Here is a 17,996-nt window from a genome sequence, read left to right on the forward strand (position 1 = left end):
TGTGGTATCATTTTTGGAGCATTTATATCATGAAAAAAATTCTAGTCGTATTTACGCTGCTTTTTGCGTTTTTTGCACAGGCACAACATAGCATTTCCGGAACTTTTACACCTGCCAGCAAATACAAGTATTTATTGGCTTATAAGCTAAAACCGGGCTCACAGTCCTTTGTTGCAAATACGTCTATTAAAGATGGTAAATTCACATTACAAATACCTGAAAACGCCAATCCGGGCATGTACCGCTTGGTTTATGCGGTTCCTCAAGACGAGTTCTATTTTGATGTCATTTACAATGGCCAAGAAAATATAGAACTAACTTTTGATGAAAACCAGGGCGTTTCCTTCATTTCTTCAAAAGAAAATAAAATCATGGACTCCTACTTCCGAGCAATTGGCTCATTAGTAGAGGAGTTGGTAGATTTTTATGTGGAAGGAAAATCCGATAAGAAAGAATTCAAGGAATGCACGGAGCAACTAACTGCTACCCAAGAAGCCTATGAAGAGCAGGCTAAAAATCTAATGGTAGAGCACTTTATTAAAGCCAATAAACCTTACGTTCCCTCTCAGTTTGAAACCGTTCAGGAGTATATAGCGCATAAAAAAGAGCATTATTTTGATTACCTAAAAGTAGACAACAAAGTTCTACAAGCTTCTGATTTTTTAACTGATAAACTCAAAAACTACGTATTTACGGCCCTACCTGCAAAACAATTGTCTGCCGCAGATATGGAAAAAGCAATCCAGGCCAATATTAAAAAAGTGAACACCCAATTGGCCCCAGTTGCTGATGCCTATAAGTTTGATGTATTCTATAACATATGGAAAATGAGTTCCAATAGTGGGCTACACGAAACTACGGATTTTGTTTACAACAACTATTTAGAGTCTCTTATTCCCGCTTCCAGTGACCCCAATAAAGCTCAGACCCTAGCTGCTCAGCACCGCTTGCGAATTGGCGCGAAAGCACCGGAATTGGAATGGACCACGGGCAATGCCCAAAAAAAATTAAGCACTATTGAAGGAGCCGAAAAGTATCTACTGGTTTTTTGGAGCAGCACCTGCTCGCACTGTTTAAAAGAGCTTCCCCAACTTCACAAAGAACTAAAACAGTACAGTACTATAAAGGTCATTGCCGTAGGTTTGGAAGACGATACTACTACATGGACACCTGAATCTGCCAAACTACCAAATTTTGAACATGTCATTGCCCTAGGCAGATGGGAAAGCAAATATGCAAGATTGTATGACATAAGCCATACTCCCACATATTTCTTGTTGGATTCTGATAAGCGCATTATTGCTAAACCAGAGAGCGATAAAGATGTAGTAGAACTACTAAAAAAATAACCCTTTTAAAGGGTTTTTAAGTCTTTTATGGTCTTGAAAGCTACATCTACCTGCTTGTCATCTACTAGGATAGTAAATTCGTTTGTTGTGGATATTACTTCATATAGTACTATTCCCTCCCAAGCTAAGCGCTGAAAGATAAAGTAATAAATTCCAGGAACGGATACGTTCTCAGCAGGAAGCTTTACTGTAATAGATGATAGATTCTTGGCCTTTTGAGTACACTTTTCATTCTTAAAAAGCTCCTCTACCGTACCATCCAGACTATTACTTACTACAATATTCAGTTCATTTACACCACGCGAAGACGTGTAAAATACATCTTTGTTCTTATTTACCTCTTCTAACAGTTGGGTCTGGTTCTCAAGAATGGACTCAGAGACCAAAAATGTAAAATCGGTGAGCGAAGAACGCACCGTAATCTCACCAATATTTTTTAAAACCTTTATGATTTTGTGGGTTGCCCTGAACTCTAAATCATCTGATAAACGTTTTAAGGCCATAACAATCGCTCCGTTGCGAATGTCTTTTCCTAACTCATTTTCAATTTCAGGTTTTACAATCCTTGAAAGTGACGTTAAATTAATGATGCCCTGTGCCAACGCACTTTGCAAGAAAGGCTTCTTTTTAATGTACTGTTCCACTACGGAAGAAATCGTTTTCATGGGTTCACAAGTATTGGTTGCTGAGCAAAAATAACATATTGTTATAAATAAAACAAATTGTGTTGTAATCTTCTTTCTTAAAATTTTTGCAACCTCAGTTTTTGCCCTAAAAATGGGAAGTATCCCATGGTTTTAGATTTTGGAAAAACATTAAAAATGATAAAAAGCACTTTCCAAATGTTCAATTTTAAAGATTTTACTGTTCTTTAAAATGGTAATTACATCAAAACGAACTTCTACATCTAGGTCATTTTCAACAATGTAGTTATCCGCAGCGGCAACAAGCAGCTTTATTTTTTTAGAGGTTATTGTTTCCGCTATAGGTATAATTTGGTCGTTACTACGGGCACGCACCTCAACTATGGCCAATACATTTTCCTTTTGGGCTATAATATCAATTTCCGCTTTTAAATAGCGATAGTTTTTATAGAGGATATCATATCCGTTCTCAAGCAGAAAGTCGGCAGCCAATTTCTCCCCTTCTTTGCCAAATTCATTATGTTTTCCCATAAAACCACCTGTAAATCTTAATAAAACGTGTCATTCGTCGAAAAGTCGCGTAAAACAACATCAAAAATTGGATTGCGTTCGTAAATGAAGCAACAGTACATCGAAAATACCAGAAAAGACATACTATCCAAAATCTTTGTGCGTTAAGAACTAGCCCCAAACACATGAAACGGTTCTTTAAAGCCTACGAAAATTATGGAATATTTTGTTAACTGTAATACGGCGCCATTGGCACCGTATACAACTCCCTTAGACAGAAATAGGGCGGCTCATCTGTACAGAAGACTCGGTTTTAGTGCCTCTACAGAGACCATTGACCAAGCCGTTGGTTCTACAGCAGAGACCATAGTAAACACCCTAATGAACCAAGCGCAAAGCGCAGCACTTATTCCAGCTCCCGAATGGGCAGATTGGAACGGCAGTAACTATCCAGAAGACGACACCCAAAGAAATCAATTAAAACGAACCCAGGAAACGGATTTTAGTTTGGCCTATGCCAAAGACTTACTGAACAACAACCTGCGTGATCGTATGAGCTTCTTTTGGAGCAACCATTTTGTTACCGAGTTGGATATCTATGAATGTACCCCTTATCTATATTACTACGTAAACTGTTTGCAACGTAATGCCCTTGGCAATTTTAAAACGTTCGTGAGTGAAATTGGGCTTACGGATGCCATGCTTTATTATTTAGATGGAGTTTACAACAACGGCTACAACCCCAATGAAAACTATGCCCGTGAACTTTATGAGCTTTTTACCCTTGGGGAAGGAAACAATTATACCGAAGAAGATATTATAGAAACCGCACGTGCCCTCTCCGGTTACGTAGAACGTGGTGAATTAGGTTGTGAAAAGGTAACTTTTGATGCGGAACGCCATGATGCCGACAGTAAAACGATTTTTGGACAGGCGGGCAATTGGGGATACGACGATGTTATTGATATCCTATTTGAACAACGGCCTAATGAAATAGCGGAATTTATATGCAGAAAATTATACGAGTTTTTCGTGCACCCGGACTCACAGGACAGTGCAGGTAACGCCCAGACTATAATTTCTGGCATGGCAACAACATTTATTGCCAATGATTTTGAAATTACTCCGGTACTTTCCCAATTATTTAAAAGTCAACATTTCTTTGATGATGAAGCTATCGGGGTAATTATTAAAAGTCCTTTTGATTTTTATTTCAACTTACTAAAAGAAAGTAGTTTTAGTTATGATGATACGGTTCTAGCCAGTCTTATAAACTATAGCGGACTCCTTAGTCAGCGTATGTTTGACCCCTTTGATGTGGCCGGTTGGCAACGAAACCGCTCTTGGATCAACACCAATTTTATGATTGGCCGGTGGCTGACCATAGAAACTATTCTGGAAGATTTCTTTAATGCCGATGATGAGCAGTTCAGAGCCTTGGGGCTCTCCATATCCGGTAATGACGGACTCACCAGTAACAACCCTGATATTGTAGCCAGACCAATTATAGATTTTATTCTTCCAAAAGGCCTGTTGAACGAATCTGAATACGAAAAGGCATACACTATTTTTAGAAGTGACATCCAACCGCAATATTATGAGGGAGGAAGCACACCAACTTGGACTTTGGCCACGGCAATGGAAGGGCCAACCCAAGTATACCTACTCTTACAATATTTAGCCAGACAACCTGAATTTCAACTAAAGTAAACCTACTACTATGTGCGACAATCATCATAATCATCCCCATAAAGGCATAGAACACGACGGTCATGACCAAGAACATAAAACTTGGAGCAGACGTTCATTTTTACAGGCATTGGGCATTGCCGGTTCAGGTTCAATGATGCTGGGCAGTAACTTGCTTACCGCTTCTGCGCCATCACCATTAACATCGGCCATAGCAAATGCGGAAACGGATAAAATTTTAATCTTGATTAGGCTTTCCGGTGGTAACGACGGCCTTAGCACGGTTATTCCCATTGAACAATTTGATTCGTACGCCAACGCAAGGCCCAATATCTATATTCCAGAAAGTAAGGTTTTAAAACTTACAGATGAATTTGGTGTACCTTCCTATATGAAATCTTTAGAACCCATGTGGGGAGAAGGTCAGTTTAAGGCGGTTCATGGTGTAGGCTACGAAGGCCAGAGTCTATCTCACTTTACGGGATCCGATGTTTTTGCAAATACCGATTTAACCTCAACAGGTTTTAGCGGACTGAATACAGGTTGGATGGGAAGGCATTTTGAGGAATGCTACCCAGATTATCTAATTTCTCCCCCACCCGCTCCGGCGGCCATCCAAATTGGTCAGTTTGGCAGTTTGGTTTTTCAAGGAGACGAAACCAACTATGCATTTGTTACTTCAAATGTGGAACAACTAGAAGAGATTGCTGAATCTGGTGTTCGCTACGGTCTTGAGCAGGAACTATTTAACGACTGTATGTATGGCGACCAATTGAAATTTTTGAGAGGTGTTGCCAACACCACATATGAATATTCAGGTGTAATACATGACGCTTGGTCACGAGGCCAAAACCAAGTAGAATATCAGAAAAACAGCTTTGCTAGGCAGTTGGCCCTTTTAGCTAGATTGATAAAAGGAAATTTAGGTACAAAGGTCTATATGATTTCCATGGGTGGTTTTGACACACACGGTAATCAACCTTTAGCCCACGAACGCCTAATGAGCACCCTATCTATTGCCATTGACAATTTTTATGAAGATTTGGCTTATACGGAACAGGATGATAACGTTCTTAGTATGACCTTCTCCGAATTTGGAAGGCGTATTTTTGAAAATGGTTCCAATGGTACCGACCATGGCAAGGCCGCACCAACACTTTTCTTTGGTCCCGGTCTACAAGGCAGCGCCTTTGTTGGCGAGCACCCTACGCTAGACAATCCGGATGGAAGAGGTAACTTGGAATACACTATGGATTTTAGAGACCTATATGCCACGGTTTTGGCAGAATGGCTCTGTGTGCCTATACCGTTAGTAGAACAACATTTATTGGGGCATACCTATGCTCCGGTAAATCTAGGATTTAATTGTAGCGGCACGGATTTTCCGGACATTGTATATAGCGATGGGGAACCAACCATACCAACATCTCCGGATGGTGGATTAACGGACAAACCGGTAATTCCTAATAGGGAAGAATTAAATGCCATAGTCCATAAACCGTTCTATCCTTCGGAAAACACACCGCATATCTACCTAGAAATGCCCGTTACGGCACATGTAGACATCCAGCTTTTTAATATTATTGGACAAAAAGTAGGAACCATTAGCAACGCTATTATGTCCGAGGGAGTAAATGAGATAAACATTAAAGAAAACATTCCCGGTCATTTGGCCGCAGGCAAATACATTTACCGCATTCAAGTGCAGCAACATAAAATGAGTAAATCGGTTATGGTAGCATAACCATTACCAAATTCAACTTATAAAAAAACCTTCGCTATGAATTTCTCATTCGCGAAGGTTTCTTATATCCAATGAATTTTTATCAAGCAAGCTTAGATTTATTCTTGGTCTTGAAAGATAGTTCTATTGAGATGCGGGAAGCTTTGTTTTTGTACAGATGGGTTACGTCCTCAGTATCCACTTCACTTTTTATCGATTCAACACTCTTTTTAATTTTTTCTAGGTTCTTGAAGTTCCGGGGGTTAATTGTACTCATAGTTAATAGTTTAGGGTAATGCTTATTAATAAAACCAAATAGTCAGGAAATTAGTATACATCTTCGGCAAACCGCACAGCTACATCACTCCTGCCTAAAATCATTGTTTTTAACCTCACTATTTTCATTCTACATTCCGCTTGTGTAATGCAGTGCAAAATCAGTACTTTTGCACCCTAATTCATAATCAATGGCCCAGAAGCTAACACAACCAGAGAGATATACAATTACAGCCGCTTTGCCTTATACAAATGGCCCAATACATATTGGTCATTTGGCAGGTGTTTATGTGCCCGCAGATATTTATGCACGTTACTTACGTTTAAACGGAAACGATGTTGCCTTTGTTTGCGGTAGTGACGAGCACGGTGTAGCTATCTCTATGAAGGCGAAAAAAGAAGGTATTACGCCAAAAGAGGTCATTGACAAGTATGATGGTATTATCCGTAAATCGTTTGAAGATTTTGGAGTTACTTTTGATAATTATTCACGTACCTCTAGGGAAATTCACCATAAAACAGCCTCCGATTTTTTTGTAAAGCTATACGAGCAAGGAGATTTTATAGAAGAAACCACCGCTCAGCTTTATGATGAAGAGGCAAAACAGTTTTTGGCAGACCGCTTTGTAGTAGGTACTTGCCCTAAGTGTGGGCATGAGGAAGCTTATGGAGACCAATGTGAAAATTGCGGTTCTACTTTGAACGCAACCGATCTTATCAATCCAAAATCTACCATTACCGGTACCGTACCTACCACCAAAGAAACCAAACACTGGTTCTTACCGTTGGACCGTTATGAAGACTTTTTGAAAGAATGGATTTTGGAAGGCCATAAATCTGATTGGAAACCCAATGTATACGGACAATGTAAAAGTTGGATAGATGACGGACTAAAACCACGTGCCGTAACCAGAGATTTGGATTGGGGTATTCCCGTACCTGTTGAAGGTGGTGAGGGCAAAGTACTTTACGTTTGGTTTGATGCGCCCATAGGCTACATTTCCTCTACTAAAGAATGGGCAGAACGAGAAGGCAAAGACTGGGAGCCGTATTGGAAAGATGAAAACACCAAACTGGTTCATTTTATAGGAAAGGACAATATCGTTTTTCACTGTATTATCTTCCCGGCTATTCTAAAAGCTCACGGCGGTTATATCTTACCTGAAAACGTACCCGCAAACGAATTCCTGAATTTAGAAGGTAACAAACTTTCTACTTCCAAGAACTGGGCGGTATGGTTGCATGAATATTTAGAGGAATTCCCGGATATGCAGGATGTACTTCGGTATACTTTGACCGCAAATGCTCCCGAAACCAAGGATAACGATTTTACATGGAAAGATTTTCAAGCCAGGAACAACAATGAGTTGGTTGCTATTCTCGGAAACTTTATTAACCGCGTAGTGGTCTTGACAAACAAATATTACGAAGGAGTAACTCCTCGAAAGCATCAAAACTATGGAGAATTTGAAGTTATTAATAATGCTCCAATGGACATCTCTGAGTCTATTGAAAACTACAGGTTTCGAGAAGCTTCTCAAAAATTAATGAATCTGGCAAGAACAGGTAATCAATTCTTACAAAATCAAGAACCTTGGAAAAAAATAAAAGAGAGCCCAGATGAAGTAGAAGGGATAATGTTCACTGCACTTCAAATAGCAGCGGCATTAGCATATCTATCTCAACCCTTTTTACCATTTGCTTCAAAAAAGTTGAAGAATATTTTAAACATTAAAGATAGAGCCTGGAGCGAGGTCGAAATTAAGTATCTCGATGAAGAAAATTACTTGATTCCGGCAAATCATAAAATAAATAAAGCCGAGCTACTTTTTAGAAAAATAGAAGACAGCGAAATACAAGCTCAGTTAGATAAATTGGAAGCTACTAAAAAAGCAAACGAAAACGCGAACAAAGAACTTATGCCACAAAAAGACACCATTACTTTTGACGACTTTACAAAATTAGACATGCGCGTTGGCACCATTGTAGAGGCAGAAAAAATGCCAAAAGCCAAAAAGTTGTTGGTATTAAAAGTAGATACCGGTCTAGATACCAGAACTATTGTTTCCGGTATTGCGGAAAGTTTTACGCCAGAAGAAATTGTTGGTAAGAAAGTAACCGTTCTCATCAACTTGGCACCACGTGCATTGCGCGGTGTTGAAAGTGAAGGTATGATTCTTATGACCGAAAACGAAGAGGGCAAATTGGTTTTTGTAAACCCAGATGAAGAGGGTGTTGGTAATGGGGAAGGAATAAGTTAGAACTTTTTCCACTCGTCATTTTACATTGCACTAACTATTTAAACATTGGTTACTAAGGGCCTATGCAACTCATTTCCTATATATCCAAGCACACTCAACTCCCGCAAAAGAGTATTGAGAATACTGTAGAACTTCTTAATGAAGACTGTACCGTACCTTTTATTTCTAGATATAGAAAAGAAAAAACGGGCAATCTAGACGAGGTTGAGATTGGAAATATAGTGCAGTTTAAAACCCAATTTGAAGCACTTGAAAAGCGAAAAACCGCTATTCTAAAGGCCATTGAGGAACAAAGTGGGTTAACGGACGAACTCCGGCATAAGATTGAACAGACTGATGACCTCGTTTCCTTGGAAGACCTTTACCTTCCTTTTAAGAAAAAGCGAAAGACCAAAGCTGAAACCGCCCGTAAAAATGGACTAGAGCCTTTGGCGAAAATCATAATGGCCCAAAACCATGGTGATATAGAATCGGCTGCGAATCAATACACCAATAGTGAAGTTGCCAATGCAGATGAAGCTTTGGAAGGAGCCAGACACATTATTTCGGAATGGATCAATGAACACATTTCTGTTCGAAATCTGGTAAGAAATCAGTTAGAGCGTAGCGCCATAATTGTCACAAAGGTTATCTCAACCAAAAAGGATGACGAAAAAGCCCAGAAATTCCGTGATTATTTTGATTGGAGCGAAGCTTTAAAACGATGTCCATCTCACCGTTTATTAGCTATTTTGCGTGCCGAAAACGAAGGTTTTATACGTGTTAAAATTGAAATTGATTCGGATGAAATGCTCAGACGTATTGAAGACCGGGTTATAAAATCCAATAATTCCTGTACGCCTCAAATAGAAATGGCCGTTGCTGACGCGTACAAACGCCTACTTTATCCTTCTTTATCAAACGAGATACTTAAAAATGCCAAGGAGAAAGCAGATGAAGATGCTATAAAGGTATTTTCTAAAAACCTAAAACAATTGTTGTTAGGGGCTCCTTTGGGAGAAAAACGGATTTTAGCAATAGACCCTGGTTTTAGAACCGGTTGCAAAGTGGTTTGTTTGAGTGCTCAAGGCGATTTAGAACATAATGAGACAATCTATCCGCATGCCCCTCAAAACAAGGACAAGGAAGCTATAAAAAAAATAAGCTCACTCTGTGACGCCTATAAAATAGAAGCCATTGCAATTGGTAACGGAACCGCTTCCCGTGAAACGGAACAACTGGTGAAGCGCATCCATTTTAAAAATCCAATCGAAGTCTTTGTAGTTAGTGAAGCTGGTGCATCTATTTATTCCGCCTCAAAAATTGCGAGAGAAGAGTTCCCAAATTATGATGTTACCGTTAGAGGTTCCGTATCCATAGGAAGACGACTGGCAGACCCATTGGCAGAACTTGTAAAAATAGATGCAAAATCTATTGGAGTGGGCCAGTATCAACATGATGTGGACCAAGGTAAATTACAAACGTCTCTGGATAGCGTGGTGGAGAGTTGCGTAAATTCGGTTGGTGTAAATATCAATACCGCTAGTGTTCCTCTTCTTAGTTATGTATCCGGTATTGGACCAAAATTGGCCGAAAACATTGTAAACTATAGAAACGAAAACGGAGCTTTTAAAAGTAGAACGGAAATTAAAAAAGTACCTCGCTTAGGAGGTAAGGCTTTTGAACAGGGAGCTGCTTTTCTCAGGATAAAAGATGCCAAAAATCCTTTGGACGATTCTGCCGTACACCCGGAAAGTTATAGTATTGTTACCAAAATAGCTAAGGATAAAGGTATTCCTGTTACCAAATTGATAGGAAACAGCAGCGTTTTGCAAAGTATAAAATTAGAGTCCTATTGCACTGAAACCATAGGTTTACCCACACTAAAGGATATTGTAGACGAGCTTGAAAAACCAGGACTTGACCGTCGGGAGAAAGCTAGGGTCTTTACCTTTGATCAAAACATAAAGTCCATTACGGATTTAAGGGAAGGCCAATTGTTACCGGGTATTGTCAATAACATTACCAATTTTGGCTGTTTTGTAGATATAGGCATAAAAGAAAGTGGACTCATTCACGTATCTAACCTAGCGGATACCTTTGTTAAGGATGTTAACGAACATGTTAGCCTACACCAACAAATTATAGTTAAAGTGCTACAGGTTGATGTTCCGCGCAAGCGTATTCAACTTAAATTACATAAAAAGTAGGGATGTACTAAAAGACAAGTAGCACATTTTTATGTAGCACAAGGCTTCTTTCCTTTATGAGCTCTTTTCTTTATAGCATGTGCCAGCCTGCCGTTTGCAGGGTATCTTCTATGTTTTGTAATGTTATTAAAAACAAGGGCCGTAGCAAAGAGAATTACCGTACCCATTAAAACAGGTGAAACTACATAAAAATAACCCAAGGATTTAATTTTTGCCGTACCTATGACAGCAATTAGAGCCGTGGCACCACCTGGCGGATGCAAAGTTTTAGTTACCTGCATAACCACAATAGAGGTAGCAACGGCCAATGGTGCAGTTAACCAAATTACATCTGGCAAAAGCTTGTACACCGTAACACCAATGAATGCAGATAACAATTGCCCTCCAATAAAATTACGAGGCTGCGCCAACGGACTTTCAATAGCTCCGTAAATCAATACGCTAGAGGCACCAAAAGAACCGATCAAGAGTACATTTTCTAGTTTAGGCAGGTAAAAAGACTGCAAAAGGGCAATAAGACCAATACCCATAAACGCACCAAGAAAAGACCAAAATTGCTCTTTAAAATCTACTAAGGTTTCTTTATAGATTACATATTTTGAAATACGTGCCCTGCGGTTAATTTTTCTACTTAGTTCACTTCCTGTTTTCATTGCAAATGCTTCTTTTTACAATTCAATTTCTTTTCAATTCCACTAAGAACCGGCAAAGATATAGGAACGAAAAACACAAACAAAAATAAAACTCTATTTATCCTATCTTTTTTATAGGGTTAAATTCAAAAGACAACTATTCAGAAATAATACACTTAATCTCAACACATTATAATTTGATGTTTTTTGAACTTGGAGTATGAATTTTAACTTTTCTATCTTATTTAGATTTATTTAAAATAGTTACATTTGCCCATATTTAGAATTTAAGCGGGTGTCAAAGAAAAAGAAATCGTCTAAGAAGAAAGACAAAAAAAAGGCAAAACCAGAGTTGCTGCAACAACGTCTGGAGAAGGTGCTATCTTGCGAGACTAAACTTAAAAGCAAGTGCTGTAAAAAGTACAAAAAGAACGAAAGCAAAAGATGTGGCAAATGTCCGTGCTTTGACCTTCTTAAAAAAGTAGCGTAACCAACCGTCCACCTTCCATTTATCAACTATCCATTTTCTAGTTCCTGAAAAGCTTAACTATATTTGTGATATGCTAAAAATAGCGCACCATCCTATTTACAGGCATTCCTTATCAGAAGGGCACCGTTTTCCAATGCTTAAATATGAATTGCTTCCCAAGCAACTTCTACACGAAGGTACCTGCACACCAGAGAACTTTTTTGAACCGGAAATACCCAATGACAAATACATTGTAGCCGTTCACGACCCTGAATATTTCTATGATTTACTCAACATTAAAATTCCTCCTAGACAGGCAAGAAAAATTGGGTTTCCTCTTACGGAAGATTTGGTAGAGCGTGAACGCATCATTGCAGACGGTACAATGAAAGGTTGTTTATATGCCTTAGAAAATGGTATAGCGATGAACATTGCGGGTGGAACCCACCATGCCTATTCCGATCACGGTGAAGCTTTTTGTATGCTGAATGACCAGGCTATTGGCGCAAGATATCTACAGCAGGAAAAATTGGCCAAAAAAATACTCATTGTTGATTTGGACGTACACCAAGGTAACGGCACTGCCGAAATTTTTCAGAACGACACCTCGGTTTTTACGTTTTCTATGCACGGAGAAAGCAATTATCCTTTCAAAAAAGAAAATTCGGATTTAGATATCGCCTTACCCAAAAACACGAATGATGATGATTATCTTTTAATCTTAAAGGAAACCTTACCCAAACTTATTTCTAAAGAAAGACCTGATTTTATTTTTTATCTCTGCGGTGTAGATGTTATAGGCTCGGACAAATTGGGAACATTGGCCCTAAGTATGGAAGGATGCAAAAAACGGGATTCTCTAGTATTGGAAATTTGCCATCATTTGCAAATACCCGTACAATGCAGCATGGGTGGTGGTTATTCCCCGGACATCAAAACTATTGTAGAGGCTCACGCCAATACGTTTCGCCTAGCTCAGGAAATCTATTTCTAAAGTTTAGGCTCAATTATTTATGATTCCCGGCAATACTCTTTCTATCCATTTATTTTGTAAATTAACTGAAAGTAACCTCTAAATACAGCCAAACCGCACAATCCTATCTATTTTTTCATTTTCAAAGGCTGAAACTTTAAAGAATACGTCTAGTTTTGCAATTATTATGAAAAAGACCTTAGCCTTACTCCTTACCATCTTTACGATGGGTTCCTATGCCCAGGACTCAATTGTTCCTTTACCTGAAAAACGGTGGGATATGTTCAAGTATGATTTTGTAAACATGTTTAAAGGCGTTGGTTACTCCTACTCCAGACCTTTTCACTGGAAAGGGCAACAATGGGCTCAATTTGGCGGTGTAGTAGCAGGTACAGGTGCCGTTTACCTTTTGGATGATGATACTTCTCAATTTATACAAAGACAAAAAGAAAGCGTACCCCATATTATTAGGGAATACGGCGAACTTTACGGAAGCCCCGAGAACAATTACCTGGCAACTTCCGGGGTTTATTTAGCTGGATTGATAACAAAAAACGAAAAATTACGTCGTACCGGAGTACTCTTAATATCATCGGCCACCTCGGCCGGTTTTTTACAGCAAGTATTAAAATCTGCGGTAGGACGGGCAAGGCCGGTAGCCGAAAAGGGAAAAGACACTTTTGACCCCTTCAACTCGAACAGAAACTATCATTCTTTCCCCTCAGGACACGCCTTATTGGCCTTTACAAACGCGTATGCGATTGGAAAGCAATTTAAAAGTCCGTGGGTAAAAGCAGGTATTTATACACTAGGAGCCGTACCAGGCATTTCTAGAATTTGGGATGGCCAACATTGGTTAAGTGATTTTGTATTTGCCGTAGCAATCAGTGTAGCCACAGTAGAATCTATAGACCGTTACTTAGATAGAAAATACAACGAAAAATACAATGACCAGGCCAAGAAAATGAGCTGGAACCTTAATTTTGGCCCCGGAACTTTAGGAGTGGTTCTTCAATTTTAAAATATTAAATACGTACTAAGAACCAAGACCGTTATGGCCGCCCCTACAACAAAGGCGTATTTCCAAGGCTCAACACTTACAGCATCGGTAGTCATTGGTTTATAATCCGTTTTCCTTGGATAAAGTTTACCAATCACCAGCATAATTATAATGTTCAAGACGAACAAAATGGCCATTACATGTAAAAAATGCGGATAAGCTTCCGCTTGTATCACACTCAACGCTTTGGCATCGGTTATTCCGTTCTGTGCTGCTTCCGCTAATGCGCTATCCACATAATAAGGCTTAATAACAAATTGGCTTATAGAATACAAAACGACGCCTGAAATCACCCCTATTTTAGCCGCTATGGCTGGAACCCGTTTGGTAAAGAAACCTATTACGATAACCGTTAAAATGGGAATGCTATAACAACCGTTCGCTTCTTGCAACCAGGCAAACAGTCCTTGAGGCGCATTGGCAATCAATGGCGCTACGCACATACCCAAAATACCCAGAACAAGACCAAATGTTTTACCTGCTTTTACGGTTTGTACCTCTGTGGCATCTTTCTTAAAATATTGACGATACAAATCAAACCCGAACAAGGTGGCACTACTGTTCAAAAGGCTATTGAAGGAGCTGAGAATTGCACCAAATAACACTGCGGCAAAGAGGCCAGTAAATGCAGCTGGAAGAACCGTAGCAACCAGTTTTGGATAGGCTTGGTCCGGATTATCAAGATTCCCCTCAAAAATATGCCATGCTATAATACCCGGAAGAACCACAATTATGGGTATTAAAAACTTTACTAAAGCAGCAAGTATAACCCCTTTTTGACCTTCCTTTAAATTTTTAGCCCCAAAAACACGTTGCAAAATTACTTGGTTGGTTCCCCAATAAAACATCTGCACGAGCATCATTCCCGTAAAAATGGTCCCAAAAGGAATGGAAGCATCCACATCTCCCTTTACATTAAATTTTTCAGGGTGACTTTTCCAAAGCATACTCAATCCCTCAGAAATACTCCCATCGCCAATAGCCATCAATCCAAAAACAGGAATGAGAAGACCACCTATCAAAAGCCCTATAGAGTTGATAAGGTCAGAAACCGCAACCGCTTTTAATCCTCCAAAGATTGCATATATAATACCGATGATACCAATACTCCAAACACAAATCCACAAGGTAACCGTACTTGAAAGTCCAAGAAGACTAGGCAAATCAAACATTGTACTAAACGCCAACGAACCGGAATACAATACCGAGGGAATTACTACAATAACGTAACCTGATAAAAATAAAGCCGTGAGAATAGCTTTTGTATCGTGATCGAACCTATCCTCAACAAATTGTGGAATAGTGGTTATACCGCCCCTCATGTATCTGGGAAGCAGGAACACAGCTGTTATAATCATAGCAATTGCCGCCAAAGTCTCCCATGCCATTACCAATACACCTTCGGTAAACGCTTGTCCATTAAGCCCTACAATCTGTTCTGCGGAAAGATTGGTCAAAAGCAAAGAACCGGCAATTGTAATTGCCCCTAAGCTTCTACCTGCCAAAAAGTACCCATCGGCAGATTTTTCATTAGTGCTTCTTGTAGCGTACCAAGCAATGAACGCTACTAAGAGTGTAAAACCTACAAAAGAAACAATTGAGAGCATGAATTTGAAATTTTAAATTGGTATGGAACAAAAAAGTTACAAGGGCACTAGTTATCAATTTTCTTTAGTACGCGACACGGATTACCTACGGCCACAACATTATCGGGAATATCCTTTACAACCACACTTCCAGAACCTATAACACTATTATTACCAATAGTAACCCCAGGATTAACGATTACTCCGCCACCAATCCAAACATTGTCTCCAATATGAATTGGTTTTGCATACTCTATACCAGAATTTCGGGCTTCAAATTCCAAGGGATGCGTAGCGGTAAGTAACCTTACCCCCGGTGCAATCATTACATTTTTACCTATGTAAACCGGCGCGGCGTCTAAAATAATACAATCAAAGTTAGCGTAAGAATTTTCTCCCCAGTAAATATTGAACCCGTAATCACAAGTAAAACGGTTTTCTATGTAGAAATTCTTGCCCGTTTCGGCAAATAGTTCTTTGAAAAAATGTTTGCGCTGCCGCTCCTTATCCATTGGTATGGCCTCAATTTCACGCATTAGTCTACGTGCATTCAACCTACCTTTTACCAACTCCTTATCATGTGGATTATAAGGTTGACCAGCGATCATTTTTTCCTTTTCAGTCATTGAATTCGATTATATTTTCTCGGTCCTGATAATTCCGCAAGCTGGAACTTGAACCTCAAGTACTCCTTTCGAAAATACTACATTATCTTCCCTAATCAAATTTCCTTGGCAATCATAAATTTTGCAACGGTAAGCGCCCCAATCCTTTGTGCTCCGGATGACAATATGGTCTGCTATTTGACCATTTAAAATATCCATACTCTTATATTCTTCATTAAACTCTACAACCCACGCGTCATAAACTCCTATAATTGCATGCCCATCTTTAGACACACGCTTTGTTGGGTAGTTGGCGAGAGGCTTTGAGGGAAGGAAATTACCGTTCATGAGAACATTGGCGTTTTCATTCCAATACTTTGTATAAAAACCAATCATGTTTACATACTCTTTTGGTGTTTCACTCAGCATAATAGAGAGCTGAGGCACACCAAAAAGTGTATTAATTACTTGTAATGCGGCAATTTCCAAGGGTTCGTCCGCATGCCATGTAACCATATCCGAATGAACGGCGGTATTACCGGCAAGCATACGTATATCGGCAATTCGCAGTCGGTTCATGGTAGCATCTCCAGGGCAATCAAAAGCGCGGAACATGTTTCCATATTTACGCATTGCAGGTCCGGTGTATTTTTGTCTAAACTCAATAAAAATTTCAGGGTTTATAGCTGTCAACGCCTCCTTTACATCGGTCAACAGGCGATCTACAGCATCATTTATTGAAGTATAGTCTGCATCCGGTCCTAGTTGGGTAGGCGTGTCCTTATAAAATCTGAAGTCATCTATAAAATCTAGTTTAAAACCATCTAGATTCCAGTCTTTGGCCGCGCTTGAATAGATATCTATTAAATACTGTCTTACATCTGGATAGCGTGGATCAAAAACTGGTGCCCATCTATGGTCTTCCGTCAAGAATTTGCCTTTAAAGCGTTTAAACGCTTTTGACTTTTCCCCACAAAAAGGAACAGAGTACCAAAGGGCTACCTTCATACCTGTTTTATGCACATTCCTGACAAATTCTGCCATTTCGGGAATGCGGTCCGGTTGCCAATCCCCGGTAAAATCATAACCTCGGTTCGAATCGAACGTTTGCCATCCATCATCTATAATAATGGCCTCATAACCTAACTCTTTGGCAATTTTGCACTCCTTAAGTAGTAGGTCTACTTCAAGATTCTGATGAAATTGGTACCAAGTGGAGTACAATGGTTTTTTTGCAATTCCGGGAACATAGGCAGGTTTCAACTCATCAAACGTCTCCCACCATGAGGAAACCGCTTTTAAACTTTCAGAGAAATGCTGATTCTGATTATCCAATCGCAATTGCACCTTAAAGTTTTTTATGGGGTAATGTTGCTCCGTAAAAAAGGTGATATGGCAGTAAAAACAATTGTCCTCTTCCCTTAAACGCGCATTCATCTCCAATTTGTTGATTGCATTGGAACAAGCAAAGGTTAAGATATTCTCGTCACTGTTACCAAAAAGTGAAATGACAGGAGAGTCAATAGAAATTCTAGACTCCATATTATCCAGCTCCCAGTCTGCCTGAATACGCTTGTTAAAATCAGTTGTTGGCTTCCATACCCCTTTTACATTAATCGCTGGAACCTTCCACTGCAGGGTTATTGGTTCAGGAATTCGCTCCTCGTTACTTGATACTTCAAAATTGTAAATGACCGTACCGTCTTGATCGTATATTTTTTCTAGAGTGGTTTGAAAATTATCATCCGCTCCAATAGTATTTATCTTGGGGCCGTCGGTCATTAGAGTCGTGTTTGAAGTCATCTATTTATATATTGTAATAAAAAATTAGTGTTTAATTAAATTCTACCAACTCTAAAGTCGTGTAAGAAAACGTAATATAATTTTAATTATTGTGCTATGATATTCTATGCTACTAATCAAATATACAGTGTATTGTAAAAACTGCAAAAATAATTTGAGCGTGTCAGCTTATTAATGCCGTTTTAAATACGTTTAACCAATAAAAAAAGAAAAAAGTTTACCGAATT

14 protein-coding genes are annotated in these 17,996 nt (G+C 39.2%); 7 read left to right on the forward strand and 7 right to left on the reverse strand.

Annotated elements, in window-relative coordinates:
* Positions 1-29: 29 nt before the first annotated feature.
* Positions 30-1,349, forward strand: a complete 1,320-nt coding sequence (locus Q4597_RS01450; RefSeq protein ID WP_303404485.1) for a TlpA disulfide reductase family protein — start codon at positions 30-32, stop codon at positions 1,347-1,349.
* Between the two features lie 5 nt (positions 1,350-1,354).
* Here the strand turns inward: Q4597_RS01450 and Q4597_RS01455 are convergent, their stop codons facing one another.
* On the reverse strand, positions 1,355-2,014 hold the full coding sequence (locus Q4597_RS01455) for an aspartate kinase (protein WP_215437488.1): 660 nt from the start codon (positions 2,012-2,014) through the stop codon (positions 1,355-1,357).
* A gap of 150 nt (positions 2,015-2,164) precedes the next feature.
* Complete coding sequence (locus tag Q4597_RS01460; RefSeq protein WP_303404486.1) at positions 2,165-2,524, reverse strand: YraN family protein; 360 nt, start codon at positions 2,522-2,524, stop codon at positions 2,165-2,167.
* 195 nt (positions 2,525-2,719) lie between these two features.
* Between Q4597_RS01460 and Q4597_RS01465 the strand changes: the two genes are divergently transcribed.
* Entirely contained in the window at positions 2,720-4,213 is a 1,494-nt protein-coding gene (locus Q4597_RS01465; protein ID WP_303404487.1) for a DUF1800 family protein, read from the forward strand.
* 10 nt (positions 4,214-4,223) lie between these two features.
* The gene (locus Q4597_RS01470; protein ID WP_215437479.1) at positions 4,224-5,936 is read left to right on the forward strand and encodes a DUF1501 domain-containing protein; all 1,713 of its coding nucleotides are present in this window, start codon (positions 4,224-4,226) and stop codon (positions 5,934-5,936) included.
* A gap of 82 nt (positions 5,937-6,018) precedes the next feature.
* On the opposite strand, the gene Q4597_RS01475 is transcribed toward Q4597_RS01470, so the two are convergent.
* Positions 6,019-6,192 (reverse strand): hypothetical protein, encoded by a 174-nt coding sequence (locus tag Q4597_RS01475; RefSeq protein ID WP_303404488.1) that lies wholly within the window; start codon positions 6,190-6,192, stop codon positions 6,019-6,021.
* Positions 6,193-6,382: 190 nt separating this feature from the next.
* Between Q4597_RS01475 and metG the strand changes: the two genes are divergently transcribed.
* On the forward strand, positions 6,383-8,452 hold the full coding sequence (gene metG, locus Q4597_RS01480) for a methionine--tRNA ligase (protein ID WP_303404489.1): 2,070 nt from the start codon (positions 6,383-6,385) through the stop codon (positions 8,450-8,452).
* A gap of 62 nt (positions 8,453-8,514) precedes the next feature.
* Positions 8,515-10,641, forward strand: coding sequence for a Tex family protein (locus tag Q4597_RS01485; RefSeq protein WP_303404490.1), 2,127 nt, complete (start codon positions 8,515-8,517; stop codon positions 10,639-10,641).
* A 29-nt stretch (positions 10,642-10,670) separates the two neighbouring features.
* Here the strand turns inward: Q4597_RS01485 and Q4597_RS01490 are convergent, their stop codons facing one another.
* Positions 10,671-11,294 (reverse strand): HPP family protein, encoded by a 624-nt coding sequence (locus Q4597_RS01490; RefSeq protein WP_303404491.1) that lies wholly within the window; start codon positions 11,292-11,294, stop codon positions 10,671-10,673.
* Between the two features lie 539 nt (positions 11,295-11,833).
* Between Q4597_RS01490 and Q4597_RS01500 the strand changes: the two genes are divergently transcribed.
* Together Q4597_RS01500 and Q4597_RS01505 are read left to right on the forward strand one after the other, a co-directional pair.
* A complete protein-coding gene (locus Q4597_RS01500; protein WP_303404493.1) occupies positions 11,834-12,736 on the forward strand; it encodes a histone deacetylase in 903 nt (300 codons plus the stop codon).
* Positions 12,737-12,902: 166 nt separating this feature from the next.
* Entirely contained in the window at positions 12,903-13,736 is an 834-nt protein-coding gene (locus Q4597_RS01505; protein ID WP_303404494.1) for a phosphatase PAP2 family protein, read from the forward strand.
* Here Q4597_RS01505 and Q4597_RS01510 read toward each other — a convergent pair.
* From Q4597_RS01510 to Q4597_RS01520, 3 genes are read right to left on the reverse strand one after another with little or no spacing between them, the layout of a single operon-like run.
* On the reverse strand, positions 13,733-15,382 hold the full coding sequence (locus Q4597_RS01510) for a solute:sodium symporter family transporter (protein ID WP_303404495.1): 1,650 nt from the start codon (positions 15,380-15,382) through the stop codon (positions 13,733-13,735). The two genes, Q4597_RS01505 and Q4597_RS01510, sit on opposite strands and share 4 nt — an antisense overlap.
* A gap of 47 nt (positions 15,383-15,429) precedes the next feature.
* Positions 15,430-15,987 carry a sugar O-acetyltransferase gene (locus Q4597_RS01515; RefSeq protein ID WP_215913698.1) on the reverse strand — a complete coding sequence of 186 codons (558 nt, stop codon included), beginning with the start codon at positions 15,985-15,987 and terminating at the stop codon, positions 15,430-15,432.
* Between the two features lie 9 nt (positions 15,988-15,996).
* Positions 15,997-17,748 (reverse strand): glycoside hydrolase family 36 protein, encoded by a 1,752-nt coding sequence (locus tag Q4597_RS01520; protein WP_303404496.1) that lies wholly within the window; start codon positions 17,746-17,748, stop codon positions 15,997-15,999.
* Positions 17,749-17,996 lie beyond the last annotated feature (248 nt).

The organism is Zobellia sp. 1_MG-2023, assembly GCF_030549125.1.
Taxonomy (GTDB): domain Bacteria; phylum Bacteroidota; class Bacteroidia; order Flavobacteriales; family Flavobacteriaceae; genus Zobellia; species Zobellia russellii.

Coding starts and splice junctions, on each gene's coding strand:
- Q4597_RS01450 (WP_303404485.1), top strand. CDS start 30: ATGAAAAAAATTCTAGTCGTATTTACGCTGCTTTTTGCGTTTTTTGCA.
- Q4597_RS01455 (WP_215437488.1), bottom strand. CDS start 2,014: ATGAAAACGATTTCTTCCGTAGTGGAACAGTACATTAAAAAGAAGCCT.
- Q4597_RS01460 (WP_303404486.1), bottom strand. CDS start 2,524: ATGGGAAAACATAATGAATTTGGCAAAGAAGGGGAGAAATTGGCTGCC.
- Q4597_RS01465 (WP_303404487.1), top strand. CDS start 2,720: ATGGAATATTTTGTTAACTGTAATACGGCGCCATTGGCACCGTATACA.
- Q4597_RS01470 (WP_215437479.1), top strand. CDS start 4,224: ATGTGCGACAATCATCATAATCATCCCCATAAAGGCATAGAACACGAC.
- Q4597_RS01475 (WP_303404488.1), bottom strand. CDS start 6,192: ATGAGTACAATTAACCCCCGGAACTTCAAGAACCTAGAAAAAATTAAA.
- metG (WP_303404489.1), top strand. CDS start 6,383: ATGGCCCAGAAGCTAACACAACCAGAGAGATATACAATTACAGCCGCT.
- Q4597_RS01485 (WP_303404490.1), top strand. CDS start 8,515: ATGCAACTCATTTCCTATATATCCAAGCACACTCAACTCCCGCAAAAG.
- Q4597_RS01490 (WP_303404491.1), bottom strand. CDS start 11,294: ATGAAAACAGGAAGTGAACTAAGTAGAAAAATTAACCGCAGGGCACGT.
- Q4597_RS01500 (WP_303404493.1), top strand. CDS start 11,834: ATGCTAAAAATAGCGCACCATCCTATTTACAGGCATTCCTTATCAGAA.
- Q4597_RS01505 (WP_303404494.1), top strand. CDS start 12,903: ATGAAAAAGACCTTAGCCTTACTCCTTACCATCTTTACGATGGGTTCC.
- Q4597_RS01510 (WP_303404495.1), bottom strand. CDS start 15,382: ATGCTCTCAATTGTTTCTTTTGTAGGTTTTACACTCTTAGTAGCGTTC.
- Q4597_RS01515 (WP_215913698.1), bottom strand. CDS start 15,987: ATGACTGAAAAGGAAAAAATGATCGCTGGTCAACCTTATAATCCACAT.
- Q4597_RS01520 (WP_303404496.1), bottom strand. CDS start 17,748: ATGACCGACGGCCCCAAGATAAATACTATTGGAGCGGATGATAATTTT.